Source organism: Ruegeria sp. HKCCE3926, from assembly GCF_017872515.1.
Taxonomy (GTDB): Bacteria; Pseudomonadota; Alphaproteobacteria; order Rhodobacterales; family Rhodobacteraceae; genus Ruegeria.
Map to the genome: position 1 here is coordinate 272,266 of NZ_JAEDOU010000001.1, position 22,487 is coordinate 294,752.

24 protein-coding genes and 1 other RNA gene are annotated in these 22,487 nt (G+C 59.0%); 16 read left to right on the forward strand and 9 right to left on the reverse strand.

Translation table 11 applies throughout. The features are described 5' to 3' along the window. Positions 1–3: 3 nt before the first annotated feature. From gatA to rnpB, 4 genes are all read left to right on the forward strand, one after another. Positions 4–1,491 carry an Asp-tRNA(Asn)/Glu-tRNA(Gln) amidotransferase subunit GatA gene (gene gatA, locus I9184_RS01395; protein WP_209832434.1) on the forward strand — a complete coding sequence of 496 codons (1,488 nt, stop codon included), beginning with the start codon at positions 4–6 and terminating at the stop codon, positions 1,489–1,491. Between the two features lie 38 nt (positions 1,492–1,529). Then, positions 1,530–2,234, forward strand: a complete 705-nt coding sequence (locus I9184_RS01400) for a hypothetical protein (protein WP_209832435.1) — start codon at positions 1,530–1,532, stop codon at positions 2,232–2,234. After that, complete coding sequence (locus tag I9184_RS01405; RefSeq protein WP_245217955.1) at positions 2,185–2,895, forward strand: N-acetylmuramoyl-L-alanine amidase; 711 nt, start codon at positions 2,185–2,187, stop codon at positions 2,893–2,895. The genes I9184_RS01400 and I9184_RS01405 overlap by 50 nt, the downstream gene beginning before the upstream one ends. 124 nt (positions 2,896–3,019) lie before the next feature. Continuing rightward, an RNA gene (rnpB, locus tag I9184_RS01410) (RNase P RNA component class A) lies at positions 3,020–3,419 on the forward strand. A gap of 6 nt (positions 3,420–3,425) precedes the next feature. Here rnpB and I9184_RS01415 read toward each other — a convergent pair. The 3 genes from I9184_RS01415 to I9184_RS01425 all read right to left on the reverse strand — a co-directional run bounded on the left by I9184_RS01415 (position 3,426) and on the right by I9184_RS01425 (position 5,317). Next, positions 3,426–3,758, reverse strand: coding sequence for a GYD domain-containing protein (locus tag I9184_RS01415; protein ID WP_209832437.1), 333 nt, complete (start codon positions 3,756–3,758; stop codon positions 3,426–3,428). 67 nt (positions 3,759–3,825) lie between these two features. Further along, positions 3,826–4,668: a DUF2182 domain-containing protein gene (locus I9184_RS01420; protein WP_209832439.1), complete on the reverse strand. Its 843-nt coding sequence runs from the start codon at positions 4,666–4,668 to the stop codon at positions 3,826–3,828. A 13-nt stretch (positions 4,669–4,681) separates the two neighbouring features. After that, a complete protein-coding gene (locus I9184_RS01425) occupies positions 4,682–5,317 on the reverse strand; it encodes a DUF1326 domain-containing protein (RefSeq protein WP_209832441.1) in 636 nt (211 codons plus the stop codon). A gap of 278 nt (positions 5,318–5,595) precedes the next feature. Between I9184_RS01425 and I9184_RS01430 the strand changes: the two genes are divergently transcribed. From I9184_RS01430 to I9184_RS01440, 3 genes are all read left to right on the forward strand, one after another. Beyond that, entirely contained in the window at positions 5,596–6,303 is a 708-nt protein-coding gene (locus I9184_RS01430; protein WP_209832443.1) for a DUF533 domain-containing protein, read from the forward strand. A gap of 127 nt (positions 6,304–6,430) precedes the next feature. Then, a complete protein-coding gene (gene rpmG / locus I9184_RS01435; RefSeq protein ID WP_037309480.1) occupies positions 6,431–6,598 on the forward strand; it encodes a 50S ribosomal protein L33 in 168 nt (55 codons plus the stop codon). 208 nt (positions 6,599–6,806) lie between these two features. Further along, on the forward strand, positions 6,807–7,313 hold the full coding sequence (locus I9184_RS01440; RefSeq protein WP_171630828.1) for a hypothetical protein: 507 nt from the start codon (positions 6,807–6,809) through the stop codon (positions 7,311–7,313). 120 nt (positions 7,314–7,433) lie between these two features. Here the strand turns inward: I9184_RS01440 and I9184_RS01445 are convergent, their stop codons facing one another. Beyond that, complete coding sequence (locus tag I9184_RS01445; RefSeq protein ID WP_171630830.1) at positions 7,434–8,210, reverse strand: Bax inhibitor-1/YccA family protein; 777 nt, start codon at positions 8,208–8,210, stop codon at positions 7,434–7,436. Between the two features lie 184 nt (positions 8,211–8,394). Next, entirely contained in the window at positions 8,395–8,604 is a 210-nt protein-coding gene (locus I9184_RS01450; protein ID WP_171630833.1) for a DUF1127 domain-containing protein, read from the reverse strand. A gap of 124 nt (positions 8,605–8,728) precedes the next feature. Between I9184_RS01450 and I9184_RS01455 the strand changes: the two genes are divergently transcribed. Next, positions 8,729–9,610, forward strand: a complete 882-nt coding sequence (locus tag I9184_RS01455; RefSeq protein ID WP_171630835.1) for a LysR family transcriptional regulator — start codon at positions 8,729–8,731, stop codon at positions 9,608–9,610. 6 nt (positions 9,611–9,616) lie between these two features. Here I9184_RS01455 and I9184_RS01460 read toward each other — a convergent pair whose 3' ends face one another. After that, entirely contained in the window at positions 9,617–10,573 is a 957-nt protein-coding gene (locus I9184_RS01460; protein WP_209832445.1) for an NADPH:quinone oxidoreductase family protein, read from the reverse strand. A gap of 339 nt (positions 10,574–10,912) precedes the next feature. Here I9184_RS01460 and I9184_RS01465 point away from each other — a divergent pair, with 339 nt between their 5' ends. From I9184_RS01465 to I9184_RS01475, 3 genes are all read left to right on the forward strand, one after another. After that, positions 10,913–11,284: a helix-turn-helix transcriptional regulator gene (locus I9184_RS01465; protein WP_152458749.1), complete on the forward strand. Its 372-nt coding sequence runs from the start codon at positions 10,913–10,915 to the stop codon at positions 11,282–11,284. Positions 11,285–11,324: 40 nt separating this feature from the next. Further along, the gene (gene hisN, locus I9184_RS01470) at positions 11,325–12,116 is read left to right on the forward strand and encodes a histidinol-phosphatase (protein WP_171205361.1); all 792 of its coding nucleotides are present in this window, start codon (positions 11,325–11,327) and stop codon (positions 12,114–12,116) included. 114 nt (positions 12,117–12,230) lie between these two features. After that, the gene (locus I9184_RS01475; RefSeq protein ID WP_209832447.1) at positions 12,231–13,565 is read left to right on the forward strand and encodes an 8-oxoguanine deaminase; all 1,335 of its coding nucleotides are present in this window, start codon (positions 12,231–12,233) and stop codon (positions 13,563–13,565) included. Here I9184_RS01475 and guaD read toward each other — a convergent pair. Then, complete coding sequence (guaD, locus tag I9184_RS01480) at positions 13,562–14,848, reverse strand: guanine deaminase (protein ID WP_171630843.1); 1,287 nt, start codon at positions 14,846–14,848, stop codon at positions 13,562–13,564. The two genes, I9184_RS01475 and guaD, sit on opposite strands and share 4 nt — an antisense overlap. A gap of 136 nt (positions 14,849–14,984) precedes the next feature. Between guaD and mgtE the strand changes: the two genes are divergently transcribed. Both mgtE and I9184_RS01490 read left to right on the forward strand, forming a co-directional pair. After that, positions 14,985–16,379 carry a magnesium transporter gene (gene mgtE / locus I9184_RS01485; RefSeq protein ID WP_171630845.1) on the forward strand — a complete coding sequence of 465 codons (1,395 nt, stop codon included), beginning with the start codon at positions 14,985–14,987 and terminating at the stop codon, positions 16,377–16,379. Continuing rightward, positions 16,376–16,933 (forward strand): 5-formyltetrahydrofolate cyclo-ligase, encoded by a 558-nt coding sequence (locus tag I9184_RS01490; protein WP_171722867.1) that lies wholly within the window; start codon positions 16,376–16,378, stop codon positions 16,931–16,933. The genes mgtE and I9184_RS01490 overlap by 4 nt, the downstream gene beginning before the upstream one ends. Positions 16,934–16,936: 3 nt before the next feature. Here the strand turns inward: I9184_RS01490 and I9184_RS01495 are convergent, their stop codons facing one another. Then, positions 16,937–17,164 carry a DUF333 domain-containing protein gene (locus I9184_RS01495; RefSeq protein WP_224853568.1) on the reverse strand — a complete coding sequence of 76 codons (228 nt, stop codon included), beginning with the start codon at positions 17,162–17,164 and terminating at the stop codon, positions 16,937–16,939. Positions 17,165–17,297: 133 nt separating this feature from the next. Here I9184_RS01495 and I9184_RS01500 point away from each other — a divergent pair, with 133 nt between their 5' ends. From I9184_RS01500 to I9184_RS01510, 3 genes are all read left to right on the forward strand, one after another. Further along, positions 17,298–18,113 carry a TIGR00282 family metallophosphoesterase gene (locus I9184_RS01500; protein WP_209832448.1) on the forward strand — a complete coding sequence of 272 codons (816 nt, stop codon included), beginning with the start codon at positions 17,298–17,300 and terminating at the stop codon, positions 18,111–18,113. An 87-nt stretch (positions 18,114–18,200) separates the two neighbouring features. After that, on the forward strand, positions 18,201–19,979 hold the full coding sequence (locus I9184_RS01505; protein ID WP_209832450.1) for an SLC13 family permease: 1,779 nt from the start codon (positions 18,201–18,203) through the stop codon (positions 19,977–19,979). Between the two features lie 95 nt (positions 19,980–20,074). Then, a complete protein-coding gene (locus I9184_RS01510; protein WP_245217956.1) occupies positions 20,075–20,812 on the forward strand; it encodes a YbaY family lipoprotein in 738 nt (245 codons plus the stop codon). 13 nt (positions 20,813–20,825) lie between these two features. Here the strand turns inward: I9184_RS01510 and I9184_RS01515 are convergent, their stop codons facing one another. Continuing rightward, positions 20,826–22,487, reverse strand: coding sequence for an FAD-binding dehydrogenase (locus I9184_RS01515; RefSeq protein ID WP_209832452.1), 1,662 nt, complete (start codon positions 22,485–22,487; stop codon positions 20,826–20,828).

A 22,487-nucleotide genomic window follows, 5' to 3' on the forward strand; every position in this document is an offset into this window, starting at 1 on the left:
GACATGAGCGATCTGAACAAATTGGGCCTGGCCGAGGCCCGCGACGCGTTGCGAGCCGGCGACGTCACCTCTGTTGAGCTGACAGAAGCCTGCTTGAAAGCCATTGATGAAGCAGATGCGCTGAACGCATTCGTCCACAAGACGCCCGAGATCGCGATGGAGCGCGCCAAGGCTGCGGATGAACGGATCAAGGGCGGGGACGCTCCGTCAATGTGTGGCCTGCCGATCGGCATCAAGGACCTGTTCTGCACCAAGGGCGTGCCGTCACAAGCCGCGTCGGGCATTCTTGAAGGCTTCAAGCCGGAATACGAATCCACCGTGTCACAGCAACTGGCCGACGCAGGCGCAGTCATGCTGGGCAAGCTGAACATGGACGAATTCGCCATGGGCTCGTCCAACGAAACATCGGTCTATGGCAACGCGGTCAGCCCGTGGCGTCGTGGCAACGATGATGCGCAGCTGACACCGGGCGGTTCGTCGGGCGGGTCCGCGGCCGCTGTGGCCGCCGACCTGTGCCTTGCGGCAACGGGCACTGATACCGGCGGTTCCATCCGCCAGCCCGCGGCTTTTGTCGGGATCACCGGCATCAAGCCGACCTATGGCCGATGCTCGCGCTGGGGCATTGTGGCGTTTGCGTCCTCGCTGGATCAGGCCGGTCCGATGACCAAGAACGTCCGCGACGCCGCGATCATGCTGGAAACCATGTGCGGCCATGACGCCAAGGATTCGACCAGTGCGGACCTGGCCGTCCCGAATTTCGAAGCGATGTTGACTGGCGACATCAAGGGCAAGAAGATCGGTATCCCCAAGGAATACCGCATGGACGGAATGCCCACCGAGATCGAAAAGCTCTGGGCCGATGGTGCCGCGATGCTGAAGGATGCGGGGGCCGAGATTGTCGATATCTCGCTGCCGCACACCAAGTATGCGCTGCCTGCCTACTATGTGATCGCCCCGGCCGAGGCGTCTTCGAACCTCGCCCGCTATGACGGTGTCCGCTATGGGCATCGTGCACAGATGGCGCAGGGTGATGGCATCACCGAGATGTACGAAAAAACCCGCGCCGAGGGCTTTGGCCACGAAGTGCAGCGCCGGGTCATGGTCGGCACCTATGTTCTGTCGGCTGGTTTCTATGACGCTTATTACAACCGTGCCCGCAAGGTGCGCACGCTGATCAAGAAAGACTTCGAAGACGTGTTCGCGGCCGGTGTCGACGCCATCCTGACCCCGGCAACCCCATCGGCGGCCTTCGGTCTGGGCGAAATGACCGAAGCAGATCCTGTTCAAATGTATTTGAACGATGTCTTCACCGTGACCGTGAACCTGGCCGGACTGCCCGGTGTCTCGGTCCCCGCAGGGCTGGACACACAAGGTCTTCCGCTGGGATTGCAGCTGATCGGACGTCCCTGGGAAGAAGGCGACCTGCTCAATACCGCCTATGCGCTGGAAAACGCGACCGGTTTTGTGGCCAAGCCCGGGAAATGGTGGTAAGCCTCGGGCAACTGAAGCACTAGACACGGAGCCAAACTATGCGCGTTTTGCTTTTGGTCCCCGCTCTTGCACTGGCAGCGGCGTGCACGGATGTCGCACCGCTGACCAGCACGGGTTTCAACACGCCTGAATACCAGGCGCAGCGCGAGGCTCAATTGGCAGGTCAGGGTGCGGCCGGCAACCCTCTGCTGGCCCCGGTCGAAGTTTCACAACAACCGCTGGGCGCCCCTGGTACGGCGCCTGTTGCCACGGGTGAAAACGCGGATATCGCCAACCAGACCGCGGCGGCATTGGCCAGCACATCTGGCCAAAACCCAGCCGCGGTTACGGCGGTTCCCGTGGCGAACACTGGCGCGATTTCGGATGAACAGGACTTTGCCGCCGTGTCCGAACGCCGCAGCATCGAATCCGACGCCGCCCGGATCGAGCAGAACCGCCAGACGTATGAACTCGTGGCCCCGACGGCAGTGCCCGAGCGCACGGCGAGCGGCCAGACAAACATTGTGCAATATGCGCTGAGCACGTCCAATCCGGTAGGTGTGCAACTCTACAGCCGCTCGGGCTTCAACCTTCAGGCCAAGGCTCAGAGGAACTGCGCGCAATTCCCATCCTCTGATCAGGCTCAGATCGAGTTTCTGTCCAATGGCGGCCCCCAGCGCGACCGCAAAGGTCTGGACCCGGATGGGGATGGTTATGCGTGTGGCTGGGACCCGAGCCCGTTCCGCAGTGCCGTCAGCAACTGACCCCCTGAACCCGATCTGGCATCCGTCACCCAATTTTGGTGAACGCCGAGATGGTCTGACACCATCCTTGATCGTGATCCATTACACGGCGATGGACAGCGCGCAGGCGGCTCTGGATCGTCTGTGCGACCCAAAGGCCGAGGTCTCGGCCCATTACCTGATCGGCAATGACGGCACGCTGTGGCAGATGGTGCGCGAAGAAGAACGTGCCTGGCATGCTGGGGCAGGGGAGTGGCACGGTCAGACCGACATCAACTCTCGTTCCATAGGCATCGAGCTGGACAACACCGGCAAGCATCCGTTCCCTGAACCCCAGATGCACCGGCTGGAACAGCTGTTGCGCCAGATAATGCACCGTTGGGCCATCTTGCCAAACGGTGTTATCGGCCATTCGGACATGGCGCCCGGGCGCAAATTTGACCCCGGTCCGCGATTTGACTGGTTGCGACTCGAGCGCAACCTGCTGGCCGCGCCCCGCGGATATGCCGCTGGTCCGCTAACTGCATCAAAGGGCCAGTTCCGAAGCCTGGCTCGGGCCGCCGGTTTCAGCGCTGACGTAGACGATGATACGCTGTTGCATGCCGTCCGCCTTCGATACCGCCCATGGGGCAGGGGGCCTTTGCAGCAAGCCGACCTCGCTCCGTTGATCCCGCACTCCTGATCCGCCCTTCATCTGGCTGAAAATATCCCGGGGTTGAATTGGTCGCAGGCCAAGAAGGGGCTGGCCCCTTCTCTGAACCATCAACCCTTGACGCCGCCGACCGCAGAGCCTACCCAACCCACGCGCGGAGGGCCGGATGGCCGCTGGGGTCGCAAGGCCCGAGAGGAAAGTCCGGACTCCACAAGACAACGGTGCCGGGTAACGCCCGGGCGGGGCAACCCGACGGAAAGCGCCACAGAAATCAGACCGCCCGGAACCTAGGTTCAGGGTAAGGGTGAAACGGTGGGGTAAGAGCCCACCGCGCCTCTGGCAACAGGGGCGGCACGGCAAGCCCCACCGGGAGCAATGCCAAATAGGGTCCCCGCGCGGGCCGGTCGGCGCAAGCCGATACCGCCGCTAAGCGCGTCTTGGCCGAGAGGGACCGGGTTGGCAGCTTGAGCCGCGCAGCAATGCACGGCCTAGAGGAATGGTCATCGAAGGGGGCAACCCCGGAACAAGATCCGGCTTACAGGCCCTCCGCGCGTATTCCATTACCCACCGGGCGGTGTGTACGCACCTGTGAGCTTCGCGGCCTTCTCTGCGACCGAAACGAACTCATCTGATGTCCAGGCACGTACCGTTTCTATGTTGGTCACCGCGCCGGATGCCGCGACAGCCATGCCAACGGCCACGGCGTCTGTCCCATCTGGGGCTTCGCTGATCACAACCACGTCGTTGCTGCCGGTTGTCATGTAGAAGGACAGCAGCCTGCCACCTACTTTTTCCAGCAAGGCTTTTACTGGGCCGGTGCGGTTCTCGGGTTTCTGCAACATGCCTTTGACACCGGCTTGCGAGTAAGATGCGTAAGTAATGAAAATGGGCATTGATACCTCCTGTTACATCAAATCGTTTTTGGGTCTTCAAGTCAGCCGACCCCAGGGCCGTTCAAAATCAGGTGCCAGAAAACAACAGTGCCGTGATGAACCAAAGGCCAGCGCCGATCAGCGCAAAACCTGTCACCGGCACAAACCACCGGGCCCCGGGCAGAAGCTTTTCCAGCGCGACGTACGCGGCAATTCCGACAATCCAGTAGAGGTTCATGATCCCTCCGACGAAAAGCAGCAGCATCAGTGCCCAGCAGCATCCCAGACAATACGTGCCGTGCAGGATACCGGTGCGGAATGCACCGAATGTTCCGGGCCGGTTGTGATCGGCCAGAAAACGTGCGGGGCTCTGACAGTGGCGCAGGCATGCGTTTTTCAAAGCTGAAAACTGATAGGCGCCAGCCGCCAGCAGGATGCTTCCTGCGAAGACACCCGAACTAATCGTCATCATCGGCCCGTCGGACAACCCGATTTGTTCCAACCCCCATTGCAATGCGGTTGCAATCAGGCTGAACGCCCCCCAGGCCACCAGATAGCCGGATAAAAACCACAGGCTGAACGCAACCGTCCGGTGCTTTTCAGGCCCTGTCCGCTTGACCGCGATGAACAGAAGAACGGCAGGCGCAGCGCTTGGGGTCATCATGGCGATCATCATGACCCACCACATCAGAAAAATCAGCAAGGCATAGCTTGCGCTCCACGCTGCTGCCGGGCCCATTTGCATCGGGTCTCCGACAGGGCCGGCCATCCGGGTCATCTCGACCGCGGACATGTTCATCCCGACGCCAGCTATCGTGTACCAGGTTGCACCGAGGATGATAAAAAGAACGCTTCCCAGAACAATCGCGCTGTCCTGTCTCAGCAACCACTCAACCGTCCCGCCCCGGGGCGATGCGTTCTGTTTGGTCATGGGTGTTCTCTGATTATGCGCCCAAGACGCCATGGCCCGAGATGTTCAGATGCGCCAGATGAGCATGGGTTGCGTCAAAGGTCAGCCGGATCTGACCACCCGTTGTAGTCGCACTGCCCGATGCCGCCTCGGCATGGCGGTATTCAAAGCCATTCGGCAACTGTATCGACGCGCGGTGAGGTGCGCCCGATACGATATGAGGGATCGGATTGACCTCAACATCGAAAACTCCGGTAACTTTGGCGTATCCGCTGCGCTCTTCGCGGTTCCAGTTCAGTTCAATCGGAACAAACAGAGTTTCATGTTTCAAAGGCGCCATGGCGCTGAAGACATACCAGAACGTGGCCATTTCATCAGTATCCCGACCGGTCATGATTGCTTGCAACGCAGCCCGCTGTTCAGCTGTTGCGCTGTCATCAATGATAAGCTGCATCTGACCGTTGCCCTCATGAATTGGTCCCGGCCAATGATAGACCCCTGCCGCCCGAAGACCGCCCAGATCAGTTTCACCGTAGTGACCGCTTTGAATGTCAAAGACCACAACCGCCTCGCAATTGCCGTGTGACGGCAGTACGCTGAACTGACACGGGCAACCAAAGTTGCAATTGCAATTGGCCAGTTCTTCGGCCTGAATAGCCCATTCTGTCATGATAGCCCCCCAAGAAAAGTCGCCTAAAACAACTCTGCTCGTTGCAGGTTTAACGCATTCACGCTGCCTCGGCCTTCGAGCCTGAATTCGGCTTCTTGGATGGGCGAACCTATCACGAATCCGTGATATGTACAAACAAGATCGCAAATTACATGCCTTCTTTGGGCTTTATCATGTGCCGGGCTATGGGCCGGTCGCGTTCAGGTTGAGCACGGTATTCGGGATTGCATTCGGCTGTTAGACTTTCGGAACCAATTTGAAGATATGGGAGGTTGATTATGAGCTTTATGAAAACGCTGGCGTCCGTGGCCATTGGATTTGCTGCGGCCAAGGGCATGGAAAAATATCAGAAGATGGGCGGCATGGCCGGACTGCAAGACATGATGCAAGGTGCCGGCGGTGGTTTGGGCATGGATCAGTTGGGCAAAATGGCAGAACAATTTGGTCTGCCCGGAGGCGCGTCAGGCTTGCAGGACATGATGAGCAAGATGGGGGTTGGCGGCAGCACAGCCGGAGCCGCTGGTTTGGGTGGGTTGTTGAACGCCATGCAAGGGGCTGCCAAAACTGCCAATCAACACACAGGTGACATGATGGAAACCGTGTTCGGCGGCACGCCCGCGGGTGCAGCGATGGAAGAGCAGGCAAAACTCATGCTGCGCGCAATGATTCAGGCTGCCAAGGCAGATGGTGAACTTGACGAACAGGAAAAGGAAATCATCCTGGGTGAATTGGGCGATGATGTCAGCGAGGAAGAGCGCGCATTCGTGCAAGAGCAGCTGAACGCACCGATTGACGTCATGGGATTGGCGGCTGATTCTGGTGCGCCGCTCAAGACGCAGATCTATGCAACTTCCCTGGCTGCGATCCGTCTGGACAATGCGCGCGAAGCGTCTTACCTGCGGCAATTGTCCACCGCTCTGGGTCTTTCCGACGCGGAAAGGGACCAGATTCACACGTATATGGCCGCGCCAACCTTGCCTAGTTGAACCTGCATCAGATTCCTGTGCCTGTATCATCCGATTGGCCTTGACATAGGCGGTGCAGCGCGTAAAAGCGCACGCTCATAGGAATTCAACCGAAAGGCCCCTGCCTTTTCGGACGCAGGAGATAACCATGGCGAAGCCGACGACAATCAAGATCCGTCTGAACTCGACCGCGGGCACGGGCCACTTCTATGTGACCAAGAAGAACGCGCGCACCATGACTGAGAAAATGACCATTCGTAAATACGACCCGGTCGTTCGCAAGCATGTCGAGTACAAGGAAGGCAAGATCAAGTAATCTGCCATTCCATTTGGAAAATCCGAAAAAGGGCTCTGTTGCACAGAGCCCTTTTTCAGTTCCGGTTTCCTGATTTCGGCGGATGGCAGGCTGCGGCGGTCCGTTGCAGTGGCGCATCAGCGTTTGGGACAATCGCATCCCCTGCGGCTTGCTTTTTATGGGAACCTGCAAGTACGCTTCAGCAAACCGCCACAAAATGTTGACCGCCATGAAAAAAATCTTGTTATCCACAATTGCCGTTCTGACCCTAGCGGCCTGTGAAGACCCGTTTAACCGCGAAGGTGTCGGGTTTACTGGAATCGATGGCGAACCGCGCACGATTTCGGACGTACCCGGGGCCGTCGCCTTTCTGCCAGACGCGACCAACGTTCCGGCAGAGCTGGCGGAACTGCGGACAGTCACGCTTTTGAGTGATGAGGTTGACCCGTCCAAGGTGGCTTCGGTTGCAATAGACAATGGCGGGCAGACGCCAAACACTGCTGTTCAACTGCAAGGAAGCGACACAAACCTGTTCCTCAGCACTGTCAGCGTCAACGGCACCTTATTTGGTGTGCTGCGTACGCGCTCTAACAGTGTGAAGGTCGACAATTCGGTCGGTGTAGGCTTTGCGGAAGAAGCAGAGCGTTTTACCGGCTGTCTGCCGGCTGGTCAGGTCTACCGCAAAGGCACCTCGGAAAAGAGCTCGGGCTTTGCCGTTCCGCTGAATTGCAGCTAACAGATTTCTCTCTCAAGTCCCAAACCCCCGCCGAATTCGGCGGGGGTTTTTGTTTGGTTTACGGCAAACAAAAAGGCGGACCCGTAAGGCCCGCCCTTGGAAGTCGGCTATTCCGGTCGCTTATTCTCGATTGCCAAACAGTTGCAGCAGGAACATGAACATGTTGATAAAGTCCAGATACAGGCTCAGCGCGCCCATGATCGCGGCTTTGCCCAACCATTCTTGATCGCCCGAATGGGCCATTTGCAGATAGGTGTTTTTGATGTTCTGCGTGTCATAGGCTGTCAGGCCGGCAAAGATCAGTACGCCCAGAACCGAGATCGCAAACGCCATCGCCGACGAGGCGATGAAGATATTCACGATCGAGGCGACAATCAGGCCGATCACACCCATGATCAGGAATGTGCCCATTGCCGACAGGTCTTTCTTGGTCGTGTAGCCATAAAGCGACAGACCGGCAAAGGCGATTGCAGTGATCAGGAACACCTGAATGATCGATTCACCGGTGAACACAAGGAAAATCCAGCTGATCGAGACACCCATGACCGCAGCAAAGGTGTAGAACACCAGCTGAGCAGCCGCGGCCGACATACGATTGATCCCGGCGCTAAAGCCAAAGACAAACAGCAGCGGGGCAAACATGATGACCCATCTCAGAGGCGACGCAAACAGCGAGTAACCAAACGACGTCAGGTACTTGCTTTCGCTCAGTTGAGCGGCGGCTGCCGACGGATCGGTTGTGGTTGCCAGACCGGCAATTGCCCAGGCCGCTGCAAAGGTGATCAGCATGCCGACGGACATCGTGCCGTAGACTTTATTCATGTGGGCGCGCAGGCCCTGATCAATCTCGGCGGCGCGCGCGCCGGATGCCGTCCGGATCGTGTCGAATTGTGCCATCAAAGGGTCTCCCTAGTCGTCAAGTTACAGCGCCCCGGCAGAGCGGGGCGGTTTTCCCTCTAAATATCGGCAACAAGGGGCTGTGTTTCAAGAGATTCCGGGCGAAAACCGACTAAAACACGCAACAAAAATGCCAACAGGCGACTCACGGTCGCCCATCGCCATAAAAATATGAGAGTCACAGTTACCTTTTCCAGAATTGAGGTGCATCCCAGAAAAAGCGTTTTGCTTCTGCGGATGCTTCCTCGCGGGTGACACCGATGTCGTCCAGCACGGCGGCATCCAGCTGTGCCAGCTTTCGCCGCTGTCTGGACAGTTCGAACGCTTGTGAGATCAGGGACACCAAAGAACGTTTGGCTGGTTTGCAGGGATTATGGATTGCGAGTTGAGTCATAACGTGTCCTTTCCGAATTTTTGATGGTTTCGATGGGTGTCATCAATTTCCTTGATTGATATGGGTGAGTATGACATATTTTTAAAACGAATATTATTGATGGAACGCATAAGGAATCGTGAAGATGCGAAATCTGGACATTACAACCCTGCGATCTTTTGTGGCGGTGGCGGATCAGGGCGGTGTAACCCGCGCCGCCGGATTTCTGCACCTGACGCAGTCTGCGGTGTCCATGCAGCTGAAGCGGCTGGAGGAGCTGCTGGGCCTGGAGTTGCTGGACCGAAGCGGCAGGACAATTGCATTGACCGCATCCGGTGAGCAGCTGCTGGCCTACGCGCGCCGCATGATTGCCCTGAATGACGAGGTAATCTCAAAACTCACCGATCAGGCCTTTGAGGGCGAAGTGGTTCTGGGCGTTCCCCATGACATCGTCTACCCCGCGATTCCCCGGGTCCTGCAACGGTTCAATGCCGATTTTCCCCGCGTCAGGGTGCAGTTGGTGTCGTCCTATTCACTGCAATTGAAAGACATGTTCAAGCGGGGCGAATGTGATGTGATCCTGACGACCGAACCGTCTTCGGCCGATGGCGCAGAGACCATCGCAGAGCTGCCGTTGCGCTGGATCGGCGCGCCGGGCGGGTCCGCATGGCGCAAGCGCCCGTTGCCTCTGGCGCTGGGGCGGCGCTGCTTGTTCAGACCGCAGGTCATATCGGCACTGGATGCGGCCGGAATACCGTGGGAGCTGTCCGTGGAAACCGAAAACGACCGTACCATAGAAGCCACGGTCAGTGCCGATCTTGCGGTTCACGCAATGCTGGACGGAACCGAGGCCGCACATCTTGAACAGATCGACTCGGGTGGGGCCCTGCCGGATCTACCTGCACACATGATCAACCTCTACGGTGGCGAGCAGGGCCGGGATGCGGTTGTCGAAGCTCTGGCACAGTTGGTGCGACAGAACTTCAGATTGCTGGGCGGTACCCAGTTGCGGGCCGTGGTTGGATGATCGCGATCAGGGCGTGATCACAATCTTGCCCGTCGACTTGCGCTTTTTCAGCAACTGCATTGCATGTGCGACATCTTCAAGGGGCAGAACATGACTGATATGCGGTCTAATCCTGCCCTCAGAATGCCACTTGAACAGGGTGTCAAAACTGTTGCGCACAGCTTCGGGGCGGAACTTCAGATAGCCGCCGATATACACCCCGATCACGGTCAGGTTTTTGACCAGCAGATGATTGGCCGGAATCTGCGGGATATCGCCCCCGGCGAATCCGATGGGCAGCAAACGCCCTTCGGGATTGGTGGCCCTGAATGCGGCCTTGAACACATCCCCGCCGATGACGTCATAGACGACATCTGCGCCACCCAGCGATTTGACCCGCTCGCGCAGGTCTTCGGAAGCATCGATCAGATGATCGGCACCAGCGGCGAGGGCAACGGCAAGCTTGTTCTCGCCGCGCGCCTGCGCGATGACCGTGGCGCCCATGAGCTTGCCGATTTCGACGGCAGTCAGGCCGACGCCTCCCGCTGCGCCGGTGACCAGAAGGGTTTCACCCGGTTGCAGGCGTGCCCTGTGATCAAGGGCCATGTGACTGGTGGCATATGCGATCTGGATGGCGGCGGCGTCTTCGAATCCGGTGTCGTCCGGCAGCACGATCGCACGATCCGCGTCGAATACACCGTACTCGGCCAACCCACCCTGACCGGAATAGACTGCGATCCGGTCGCCTGGGCTGAGCGTTGAAACGCCAGGCCCGACTGTATCCACGATACCGGCGATCTCCATGCCCAGGGTGAATGGGGCAGGTGGCGTGTCCTGATACGCGCCCGTCTGCATCAGCAGATCGGCGAAATTCAGGCCGCAAGCTTTTATCGCGACCCGCACCTGACCTTCGCCCGGCTCGGGTATTTTCACGTCACAAAGCTGGGCAGGCGCCCCCTCGGATGGAATGCAATAGGCCCGCATATTGTTCCTCAAGAGTTTCCGACATAGGCGCGTGTGCCGTCAGAAAAGTCAATCCGTTTGCTGCGCGGGCTCAAAAGGCACCCGATTTTGAAGGAGGATTCAGTTGCAGGAAAACGGTTCTGTAAAGGCTTTGGGTAATACAACCACAAATCCCTGTCAGGGGCGTTCGATTCAACCAGCTTGAAAAAAATCTCAAAACCGGCATTATAGATAATCAGTGCTGTAAACGGGGGGCGGTACAGTCCGTATTAGGGAGCGGTTAAGGGGAGCTCTCTAAAACTGCGATATCGGACGTCGCAAAATCCCGTGCAGATGTTTGTGTAGTATAGGAGAATACCAATGACTCATCACGTCGATGTCCATGTGGGCAAGCGCGTTCGGCATCGCCGCTGGCTGATTGGGATGACCCAGCAGCAGTTGGCGCAGCAAGTTGGTATCAAGTTTCAGCAAATCCAGAAATATGAGACCGGTGCCAACCGAATCAGCGCATCCCGCCTGTGGGACATCGCCGAGGCGCTGGATGTTCCGGTCAGCTTTTTCTTCGAAGGTCTGGAAGAAGCCCAGAAAGGCGATGCGGACAAGAAATCCGTCCCTGCCGACTTGATGGGTGACAAAGAGGCTTTGGATCTGGTGCGCTCTTACTATGCGATTCCGGAAAATCAGCGTCGCCGCCTGTTCGAGCTGGCGCGGGTTCTCAGCGACGTTGCCTGACTGACTTGACTTTGTCGCGGATTGCTCGCACCTCAGGGTCATGCAACCGACGACACAGAGCGATATCGAAATTGCCGAAGAAATGGCCGAAGCTGCGCGTGAGGCCATACTCCCCTTTTTTCGTCAAACAAATCTGGAAACTACGAACAAGCTGGCCGATGGGTTCGACCCGGTCACAGTGGCTGATCGTGCGGCTGAACAGGCGATGCGGGACGTTCTGGCGCGGCGGCGCCCGGATGACGGTGTGCTGGGCGAGGAGTTCGGCGCGCATACGGGCACCAGTGGCCGCACCTGGGTACTGGACCCCATCGATGGGACCCGCGGGTTTATCAGCGGCACGCCAACCTGGGGTGTTCTGATTGCGCTGAGTGATCAGGACGGGCCTTTTATGGGTGTAATCGATCAGCCGTATATCGGAGAGCGCTTTGTCGGATCGTCTTCCGGTGCTCACATGACCGGTCCGCAGGGCACCAGAAGAATGCAAACGCGCGATACCAGGGCGCTGGATCAGGCGACTTTGTTTACCACGTTCCCTGAGGTTGGAACCCCGAAGGACCGCGCAGGGTTTCAGGCGGTGTCCGAGCAGGTACAGCTGACGCGCTATGGAATGGATTGCTATGCTTATGCGCTTCTGGCTGCCGGGCAGGCGGATTTGGTGATCGAGGCGGGCTTGAATTCCTATGATATCCAAGCGCCGATTGCCGTTATTCAGGCGGCCGGCGGTATTGTGACCGATTGGCAGGGCGGCCCCGCACATCAAGGCGGCCGGGCCCTGGCCGCAGCAAACGCTGACCTTCACGCCGCAGCGCTTGAGATACTCCGCCAATTCTGAATTCTGTTGCCCGGCGCATCAAAGGCAACTACACCGGTCATGGCCGGTTCTTGCGCCTGTTTTCCACCGGCCGACGCACTTCTTGCATGAGACGGGCAGATGCAGGAGCGCGAAATGACGGAAACCCTACTCAAGAATGCTGATCTGATCCTGACAATGGACGAGTCCCGGCAGGAATTGTCCAAGGCCGATATTCTGGTCCGCGATGGGCAGATTGCCCGGATCGGGCTGCGACTGGAAACACAGGGTGAGGTGCATGATGTTTCAGGTTGTCTGGTGACGCCTGGCCTGGTGAATACCCACCACCATCTTTACCAAACCCTGACACGGGCGGTGCCGGGCGGGCAGGATGCGCTGCTGTTTGGGTGGCTGCAAACGCTCTATCCGATCTGGTCGCGTTTCGGGCCGGAGGAAATGTTCACCTCGGCTCAGATCGGTTTGGCCGAACTGGCGCTGTCGGGGTGCACGCTCAGTTCCGATCACCTTTACCTCTATCCCAACGGCGCGCGGCTTGAGGATACGATCGCGGCCGCGTCCGAGTTGGGGATGCGGTTTCATCCGACACGCGGCGCGATGAGCATCGGCGAGACCGACGGGGGCTTGCCGCCGGATCACCTGGTGGAAAACGAAGCCGCTATTCTGGACGACATGGTACGTGTCGTGGACGCGTTTCACGACCCGTCGGACGGGTCCATGTGCCGCGTTGGCCTTGCCCCGTGTTCACCATTTTCCGTCAGCCGCGACCTGATGCGCGATGCGGCGTTGCTGGCGCGGGACAAGGGCGTGATGTTGCATACCCATCTGGCCGAGAATGATGAGGATATCGCCTATTCGCAGGCGCAATTCGGCTGCCGCCCGGGGCAATATGCCGAGGAACTGGGCTGGACCGGCCCGGATGTCTGGCACGCCCATTGCGTCAAGCTGGACGGGGCCGAGATTGATCTGTTCTCGCGCTCGGAAACAGGCGTGGCCCATTGCCCCTGTTCAAATTGCCGCCTCGGATCGGGTATCGCACCGGTGCGGGCGATGCGCGATGCGGGTGTCAAGGTCGGCCTCGGCGCCGATGGATCGGCCAGCAATGACAATGGCAACCTGATGCTTGAGGCGCGCCAGGCGATGTTGCTGCAACGGGTCGCCAATGGTGCAGATGCCATGTCGGCCCGCGAAGCGCTCGAGATCGCGACGCGCGGCGGCGCGGATGTGTTGGGACGTCCCGATTGTGGACGGCTGATGCCCGGAAAACGTGCCGATATTGCGGTGTGGGATACCCGCGGTATCGAAAGCGCGGGCAGTTGGGATCCGGCGGCGCTGCTTCTGGCGGGGCCGATGTCTGTGAAACATCTGTTCGTCGAAGGCCGCCAGATCGTGCGTGACGGGCACATAACGACCATCGATCTGCCCCGCGTGATCGAACGCCAGAACACGCTTGCCCGGGCGTTGCAGGCCTAAGCCGCCTGTTGTCCGCCGATCCAGACCTCAGCCACGGCGCGGTCATCGCCCATCATGATGGTTGGGAAGATCGCTTCCCAAACATCTTCTGCATGGGCCTCGCGCTGGGCGATGGCGGGGGTCGAGGCGAGGTCGATTACCACCAGATCCGCCTCCATCCCCTGAGCGATGTTGCCGATGCAGTCGTCCATACGCAGGCTTCGGGCGGATCCGACCGTGCCCAACCACAGCAATTGCGCCGGATGCAGGGGACGGCCGCGCAATTGGCCGATCTCATAAGCGGCGGCCATGGTGCGCAGCATCGAAAAGCTGGACCCGCCGCCGGTATCCGTGGCCAGACCGATCCGGTGGCCATCATGGATCAGCCCGTTCATGTCAAACAATCCCGATCCGATGAAGGTGTTCGACGTGGGGCAATGGATCAAAGAGGCATCGACCTCGCGCAGCCGATCCCGTTCCCGGTCTTCCAGATGGATGACGTGGCCATACAGGCCGTTCTGGCCCAACAGGCCGAATTTCTCGTAGGTATCCAGATAATCCCTTGCTTCAGGGAACAGGGATCGAACCCATTCGATTTCATCTGTTTGCTCGCTCAGGTGGGTTTGCATGAGACAATGGGGATGCTCGGCCCAAAGCGCGCCCATGGCCTCGAGCTGTTCCGGGGTCGAGGTCGGTGAAAAGCGCGGCGTGATCGCATAGGACAAGCGGTCGACGCGATGCCATTTTTCCAGCAGGGCGGCGGATTGGTCGTAAGCCGTCTGCGCGGTGTCGCGCAGCCCTTCGGGCGCGTTCCGGTCCATGCAGGTCTTGCCGGCGACGACACGCTGCCCACGCTGTTGCGCCGCGGTGAAGAAGGCATCGACGCTTTCAGGGTGAATCGTGCAAAAACTGCACATAGTCGTGGTGCCGTGGGCGGTCGTCAGGTCCAGATACCGGTTGGCGATCTCGGTCGCATAGTCGAAATCGCCGAACTTCATCTCTTCCGGGAAGGTGTAGGTGTTCAGCCAGTCGATCAGCCGTTTGCCCCAGCTGGCGATCATCGCTGTCTGTGGATAATGCACATGTGGATCGACGAACCCAGCCATGATCAGGCGCGTTCCGTGATCCTTCGTGACTGCGTCAGGATGGGCTTTATTCAGCGCATCGGCGGTGCCGACCTCTGCAATTCGCCCGTGTTCGATCACGACCGCTTCGTCCAGCCGGGTCGCCTCGGTCGGCTCTCCGTCGAAGGGTGATCCTGTGAAACTCAGAACACGCCCTTTCAAAAGCGTCTTTTGCGCCATTTTCCCTGTTCTCCACCTGTTTGGAACCGCACACCAGCATAGGCGGACGAAAGAAGTGGGTAAATCGGCGCATTGTCATTGTTTTCCGGTAGCTGCTTCTTCTATTTAAGGGCAAATCGTAAAAAAGGGGCAGAGCATGACGACAGGCAGAGACGAAGCCGGACACGATCAGCCCCGGGATGAAGACGCCTATGCGTTGGACCCCAAGGCGGTAGCGGCAATTCTGTACGCGGTGGACATAGACGACCGCGACAAGCTGGTTGAGTTGATGGAGCCGCTGCACTCGGCCGACATTGCCGACCTTCTTGAACAGATCAATCCGTTTGACCGGGCGCGCCTGATCCGCCTGTATGACAAAGAGTTCGACGGCGACATCCTGTCTGAACTGGATGAATCGGTTCGTGAAGAGGTGATCTCTGTTCTGAACCCGGATGTTCTGGCCGAAGCCGTGCGCGAGATGGAAAGCGACGATGTCGTTGACCTGCTGGAAGACCTTGAGGAACCGCAGCAGGAAGCCATTCTGGACGCATTGGAGGTTTCCGAAAGGATCGCAGCCGAGCAGGCACTGTCCTACCCCGAGAACTCGGCCGGTCGTCTCATGCAGCGGGAAGTCGTCATGGCGCCGGAACATTGGAGCGTCGGGCAAGCTATCGACTTCATGCGCGCCAATGACGATTTGCCCGAGCAGTTCTATCATGTCGTTCTGGTCGATCCGCGCCTGAAACCGGTTGCTCAGGTGACGTTGGGCAAGCTTATGGCGGCGCGTCGTGAAGTGCCGCTGATTGATCTGGCAGAAGAAGAGTTTCACATCATCCCCGTCGATCAGGATGAGGAAGACGTGGCTTATGCCTTCAACCAGTATCACCTGATCTCGGCCCCGGTGGTGGATGCGGATGGTCGTTTGGTCGGTGTCATCACCATTGACGACGCGATGGTCGTTCTGGATGAAGAGCACGAAGAGGACATTCTGCGTCTTGCCGGCGTTGGCGACGAAAGCTCGTTGTCTGACAGTGTGGCGGCAACCAGCCGGCGAAGGTTGCCCTGGTTGGCGGTGAATCTGTGCACGGCGATTTGTGCCTCTTTGGTGATTTCGCAATTCGAGGCGGCAATTGATCAATTGGTCGCGCTGGCCATCCTGATGCCGATCGTTGCGTCAATGGGCGGCAATGCAGGAACACAATCGCTCACCGTGGCGGTGCGTGCGCTGGCGACGCGCGACCTGACAAATTCGAACGTGATGCGCGTTATCAGGCGGGAACTGCTGGTGGGGATGCTGAATGGGCTCTGCTTTGCCATCGTGTTGGGGACCGTGGGGATGCTGTGGTTCGATTCCCCGCTGCTGGGTGTCGTGATCGGGTCGGCCTTGGTCGTGAATATGATCATCGCCGGGTTCGCAGGTACGGTAGTACCGGTGGTGCTGGATCGTCTGGGAATTGACCCGGCTCTGGCTTCAGGAACCTTTGTGACAACCACGACGGATGTCATGGGTTTCTTCATATTTCTTGGGCTTGCCAGCGTGGTGCTACTGTGACCGATCTGACCGATATCAAAGCCGCAGCGCGCAAAGCGGCATTTGCCCGCCGCAAGGCCGCGTTTGATGCCCGCTTGCCGGGCGCAGCCGGGCGCTTGTCCGAGGTTCTGGCAGGCTATCGCGGCGTGCCCCTGTCAGGTTACATGCCGATCCGGACCGAGATCGACCCGGTGCCTGCGATGGCCGAAGCATCGGCTTATGGCCCGGTGGGGGTACCTGTCATTCAGACAGCCGGTCAGCCGCTGAAATTCTCTCGCTGGACGCCGGACGGTGTGCTTAAGGACGGCCCGTTCGGTGCAAAAGTGCCCCAGGTGGATGACTATTTCGACCCCGAAATTCTGATCGTTCCACTGGTCGCCTTCGACGCAAATGGTGGCCGCCTGGGGTATGGCGGCGGGTTTTATGACCGAACGCTGGAAGGTCTGCGCGCCAAACGCCCGACGCTTGCCATCGGCTTTGCTTTTGATGCGCAAGAGGCTGCGGACCTGCCGCTCGAGCCAACCGACCAACCGCTGGACATGGTTGTCACGGAAAGCCGCGTGCTGACCTTCTAGCTGCTACTGTTCGAAATGGCTGCGCAAGTAATCCCAGGCATCCACCTCGGTGCCGTCCTTCAGGATGCAGACGCCATAGACACTGCCGTCTTCGTTTTTACGAAGCTGGTAGGTCCCGTCGTTTTCAATGCAAAAGGTCGCGGCGGGGTTGGGCATGGATGTCTTGGTGCCTTCAGCAGCGGCAGCAGTTGCCGCCAAAAGGCAGCCGGTCAGAACAATTGACGACTTCACGAAGAATTCCTTCTGTATTCAAGAGACGTATCGAAACATTGCCACGGCAGAATTTGATTTCAACCCCCAAGTCTGCCGTTAATTTCACGCTTCCGCCTTGTTATTGCCCAGTACAGCCCCTACGACCCGGATCATGAGGATTCTGTTTCTTGGTGATGTCATGGGGCGCGCGGGACGCGCTGCCGTTCAGCAGCATTTGCCGCGCCTGCGCGACGAATGGCGGCTGGATTTTGTCGTGGTCAATGGCGAAAACGCGTCGAACGGCATGGGGCTGACCGGAGATCACGCCAGGCTGTTGCTCGACGCCGGAGCGGATTGCCTGACGCTGGGCGATCATGCGTTCGACCAGAAAGACATGCTGCAATTCATCGAGAAGGAACAGCGCATCGTACGACCCGTGAACTTCGCCAAAGGCGCGCCGGGGCGGGGTCATCGGCTGTTCACGGCGCCGGGGGGGCGCAAGGTTCTGGTGGTTCAGGTGCTGGGTCAGGTCTTTATGAAACGCCCGTTCGACGATCCGTTCTCGGCTATCGAACCGATCCTGAAATCTCATCCCAGAGGCGGGCAGGCGCAGGCGATCATCGTGGACATGCATTGCGAGGCGACGTCCGAGAAGATGGCGATGGGGCACTACTGTGACAAACGTGCAAGCCTTGTGGTGGGAACGCATACCCATGTCCCGACGGCGGATTCCCAGATTCTGCCGGGGGGCACTGCGTATTTGACCGATGCGGGCATGTGCGGAGATTACGATTCGGTCATCGGCATGGACAAGCAGGAGCCCATGCGCCGGTTCATCACCGGCATGCCCAAGGCGCGCTTTACCCCTGCAAACGGCGAAGCCACACTAAGCGGCGTGTTCGTGGAAACCGATGATCGTGACGGACAAGCCAAAACCGTGCGCATGGTGCGCGTCGGAGGGCGCCTGGAACAAGCCGGGCCCGAATAGTCATCGTCAGGCTTGCTCTGTCGGGCGCAATGCGTGAAACTGCATGTCATCAGGCGCTTGGGCCCGGGTTCGGACAGAATACCACGAATGAATTTCCTTTCACTGACAGACACAGGAAGCGCAGTTCTGGCGCTGGTCATCGTTGCGGGCATGTTTATCATGTTCCTGCGCGAGGTTTATCCGACCGAAGTCGTGGCCATTGGCGGTGTCTCACTGATGCTTGTAACCGGCATTCTGCCCTATCAGAGTGCGCTTGCAGTTCTGTCCAACCCGGCACCCTGGACGATTGCCGCGATGTTCATCATCATGGGGGCTTTGGTGCGGACCGGAGCCCTGGATTCGTTCACCTCGACCGCGCAAAAGCAAGCTCAGGTGAACCCGCGTGTCGCAATCGCTTTGCTCATGGGGTTTGTCGTGCTGGCCTCGGCGGTGGTTTCGAATACGCCAGTGGTCGTGGTGATGATACCGGTCTTTGTGCAAATCGCCCGCACCCTGAATGTTCCCGCGTCCAAATTGCTGATTCCGCTGAGTTATGCGGCCATTCTGGGCGGCACGCTGACATTGATTGGCACGTCCACTAACCTGCTGGTCGATGGTGTGGCCCGCGCGCAGGGGATGAAACCCTTTACGATTTTCGAAGTCACGCCGCTGGGGATCGCGCTGGTGATCTACGGCATGATCTATTTGCGGTTCATCGCGCCGAAACTGTTGCCCGAGCGGGACAGCATGGCGTCGCTGCTCAGCGACCGGTCCAAGATGAAGTTCTTTACCGAGGCCGTCATTCCGCCGGACAGCAACCTGATCGGGCGCGAAGTGACCGGCGTGCAGTTGTTCAAACGCCCCGGCGTGCGCCTGATCGATGTCATCCGGGGGGATGAGTCGTTGCGACGCAACCTGAAAGGCGTCGAACTTAAGGTCGGCGACCGGGTGGTTCTACGCACCGAGATGACCGAGCTTCTGAGCCTTCAGCGCAACAGGGAACTCAAACGCGTGGATCAGGTATCGGCCGTTGAAACCAAGACGGTTGAGGTGTTGATCACGCCCGGATGCCGTCTGGTGGGTCGGACCCTTGGGATGATGCGGCTTCGGCGTCGTTATGGCGTTTACGTGCTGGCGGTGCACCGCCGCAACCAGAATATCGGTCGTCAACTGGATGACTTGGTGGTCAGGGTTGGGGATACGCTGCTTTTGGAAGGTGCCCCGGCGGATATCCAGCGGCTGGCGGCGGAAATGGACATGGTGGACGTCACCCAGCCATCGGCTCGTGCCTTCCGTCGCAGCCACGCACCGATTGCGATTGGGGCTCTTGTAGGGATTGTTGCCCTTGCCGCGCTGGGCATTGCGCCCATCCTGTTGTTGTCGATTGCGGCCTGCGCCGTGGTTCTGTTGACCCGTTGTATCGATGCGGATGAGGCGTTTTCTTTTGTGGAAGGTCGCCTGTTGGCGTTGATCTTTGCGATGCTGGGCATTGGGGCTGCACTGGACAGTTCGGGCGCGGTTTCTCTGATCGTCGAGGCCGTTGCGCCGGGGCTCAGTGTCTTGCCGCCATTCCTGATTATCTGGGCGATTTACCTGCTGACCTCGGTGCTGACGGAACTGGTTTCCAATAACGCCGTGGCGGTTGTGGTCACCCCGATCGCCATCGGTCTGGCTCAGGCGGTCGGAATAGATCCGCGCCCACTGGTCGTCGCGGTCATGGTGGCGGCCTCGGCGTCTTTTGCAACTCCGATCGGATACCAGACGAACATGATGGTCTATGGCCCCGGGGGCTACAGGTTCACCGACTTCATGAAGGTCGGTGTGCCGCTGAACCTGACGGTCGGATTGTTGGCGTCTCTGCTGATCCCGTTGATCTGGCCGTTATGACATCGGCACAGATTTGCCGCTTTATCCGCGGCGTACTTGTAAATGTCGGATGAACAGCAATCTTTTGTAGAAATATAACTTTAAGGGGTACTGCCATGCTGACATTCGGCCGCACCATGTTTCCTGCGGTTGCTTTCGCCACCGTTTTGAGCGGCGCATCGCTTGCCGGAACCGTCGAAGGAACTGCAACCTACCGAGAGCGTATTGCGCTTCCGCCTGACACGACCTTGTTCGTCGAGCTTCAGGATATCTCATTGGCGGATGCGCCGGCCGAAACGCTTGCCGCGCAGAGATATGCTCTGAACGGAGTTCCGGCGCAGTTCGAACTGACCTATGATGACGCATTGATTCAGGACGGGCGCAGATACGCCGTGCGTGCTTCGGTCATGCAAGGGCAAAAGCTGTTGTTCACCACGGATACCGTTTATCCGGTTCTGACACATGGGGCCGAGAATTCAGCTGACCTGCTGATGATACAGGTGCAACACCAAGGTGCCGTGATGCTGGAAAACACCGAATGGGTCGCTTCGGGCCTCAATGGTGCGGCTGTCGAGACAGAGAAACGTCCTGAACTTGCTTTTGGGCAGGGCGGGGCATTTTCAGGCAGCGGAGGTTGCAACCGGTTCAGTGGCCAGGCCGAGATTTCTGACAATCGGATTGCGTTCCCGGACAATATGGCTGCAACGCTCATGGCTTGCCCACCCCCGATGGATGAGGTCGAGCGGCAGTTTCTCAAGGCGATGCAAAGTGTCACGACCTTCGCGATGCAAGGCAACGCGCTGGCCTTGCTGGATGCTCAGGGTGAGCCGGTGATCAAAATGATGCGCAAGTAATAGGGCAGGGCTGTCACGCGATGGCCCTCGATCGCCCGGCGTTGCGACCCGAAAAGATGCAGCCGCCCAGGAAGGTTCCCTCAAGCGCGTTGTAACCGTGATAACCACCGCCACCGAATCCGGCGACTTCGCCGGCCGCGAACAGGCCCGGCACAACCTGACCATCGGTGCCAATCATCTGACTGTCCAGATTGGTCTGCAAACCGCCCAGTGTCTTGCGGGTCAGCACGTGCAGCTTGACCGCGATCAGCGGGCCATTCCTGGGGTCCAGGAACTTGTGCGGTTTGGCGGTGCGGATCAGCTTGTCGCCGCGATAGTTGCGCGCCGCCAGGATCGCCATCATCTGCGCGTCTTTTGAGAACGGATTGTCCACCTGTGAATCCCGTGCTTCGATCTGGGCGCGCAGATGCGCCTCGTCGATCAGACCCCCGCCCAGATGGTTCATGCCGCTCACCAGTTCGGTCAACGTGTTGGCGACGACGAAATCCTCGCCCTTTTCCTTGAACGCCTCGACCGGGCCGGTGGCTTTCGACCCCGACAGGATGCGCTGCCGGATCACTTCCTTCCAACTGCCTGATGTGAAATCGGGGTTCTGTTCAGACCCGGACAGGGCGAATTCTTTCTTGATGACCTTCTGCGTCAGGACGAACCAACTGTATTCATAGCCGGTGTTCAGGATTTCGCGCAGGGTGCCCAGCGTGTCGAACCCGGGCAGGCAGGGGGGCTGCAACCGGTTTCCGCGCGCGTCGAACCACATCGAGCTGGGACCGGGCAGAATGCGAATGCCATGGTCGGGCCAGATCGGATCCCAGTTGCGCACGCCTTCGGTGTAATGCCACATGCGGTCTCCGTTGATGACATGGCCACCGGCCTTTTCGCTGATGGCGATCATCCGACCATCCACATGGAAGGGCACACCCGCCACCATGTCCTTGGGCGGTTCGCCCAGGCGGTCGCGGGGCCAGTTCTGGCGCACCATCTCGAAATTGCCACCGATCCCGCCCGAGGTGACGATGACGGATGGTGCATAGACCTCGAACTCGCCCACCTCGTCACGGTTGGTCTTGCCGCCGCGTGGGGCCGCATCATCGGCCAGAACCTCGCCCGAGACGCCCTTGGCCTCGCCGTTCTGCATGATGATATGGCTGACCTGATGGCGGAACTTCAGCTGGATCAGGCCGGCGCTGACATGGTCGCGGACCCGGCGGATGAAGTGTTCCAGTACGCCGGGTCCGGTGCCCCAGGTGATGTGAAAGCGCGGGACGGAATTGCCATGCCCGTTTGCATAAGACCCGCCACGTTCAGCCCAACCCACGACCGGAAACCAGCGCAGGCCCATGTCATGCAGCCAGGGGCGCATTTCACCGGCGGCGAACTCGATATACGCCTCGGCCCATTTGCGGGGCCAGGTGTCTTCTTCGCGGTCAAACTGCGCGCTTCCGATCCAGTCGCGCAATGCCAGATCGTGGCTGTCGCGGATACCCATGCGGCGTTGTTCCGGCGTGTCGACCATGAACAAGCCGCCCAGGCTCCAGAAGGCCTGGCCGCCCAGAAAACCTTCTGGTTCCTGATCGAGTATGATTACCTTCTTACCTCGGTCGCCCAGTTCGGCGGCGGCGGCCAATCCGGCCAGACCAGCACCGATTACGATCGCATCAGCAGTGTTGTTTGTCAT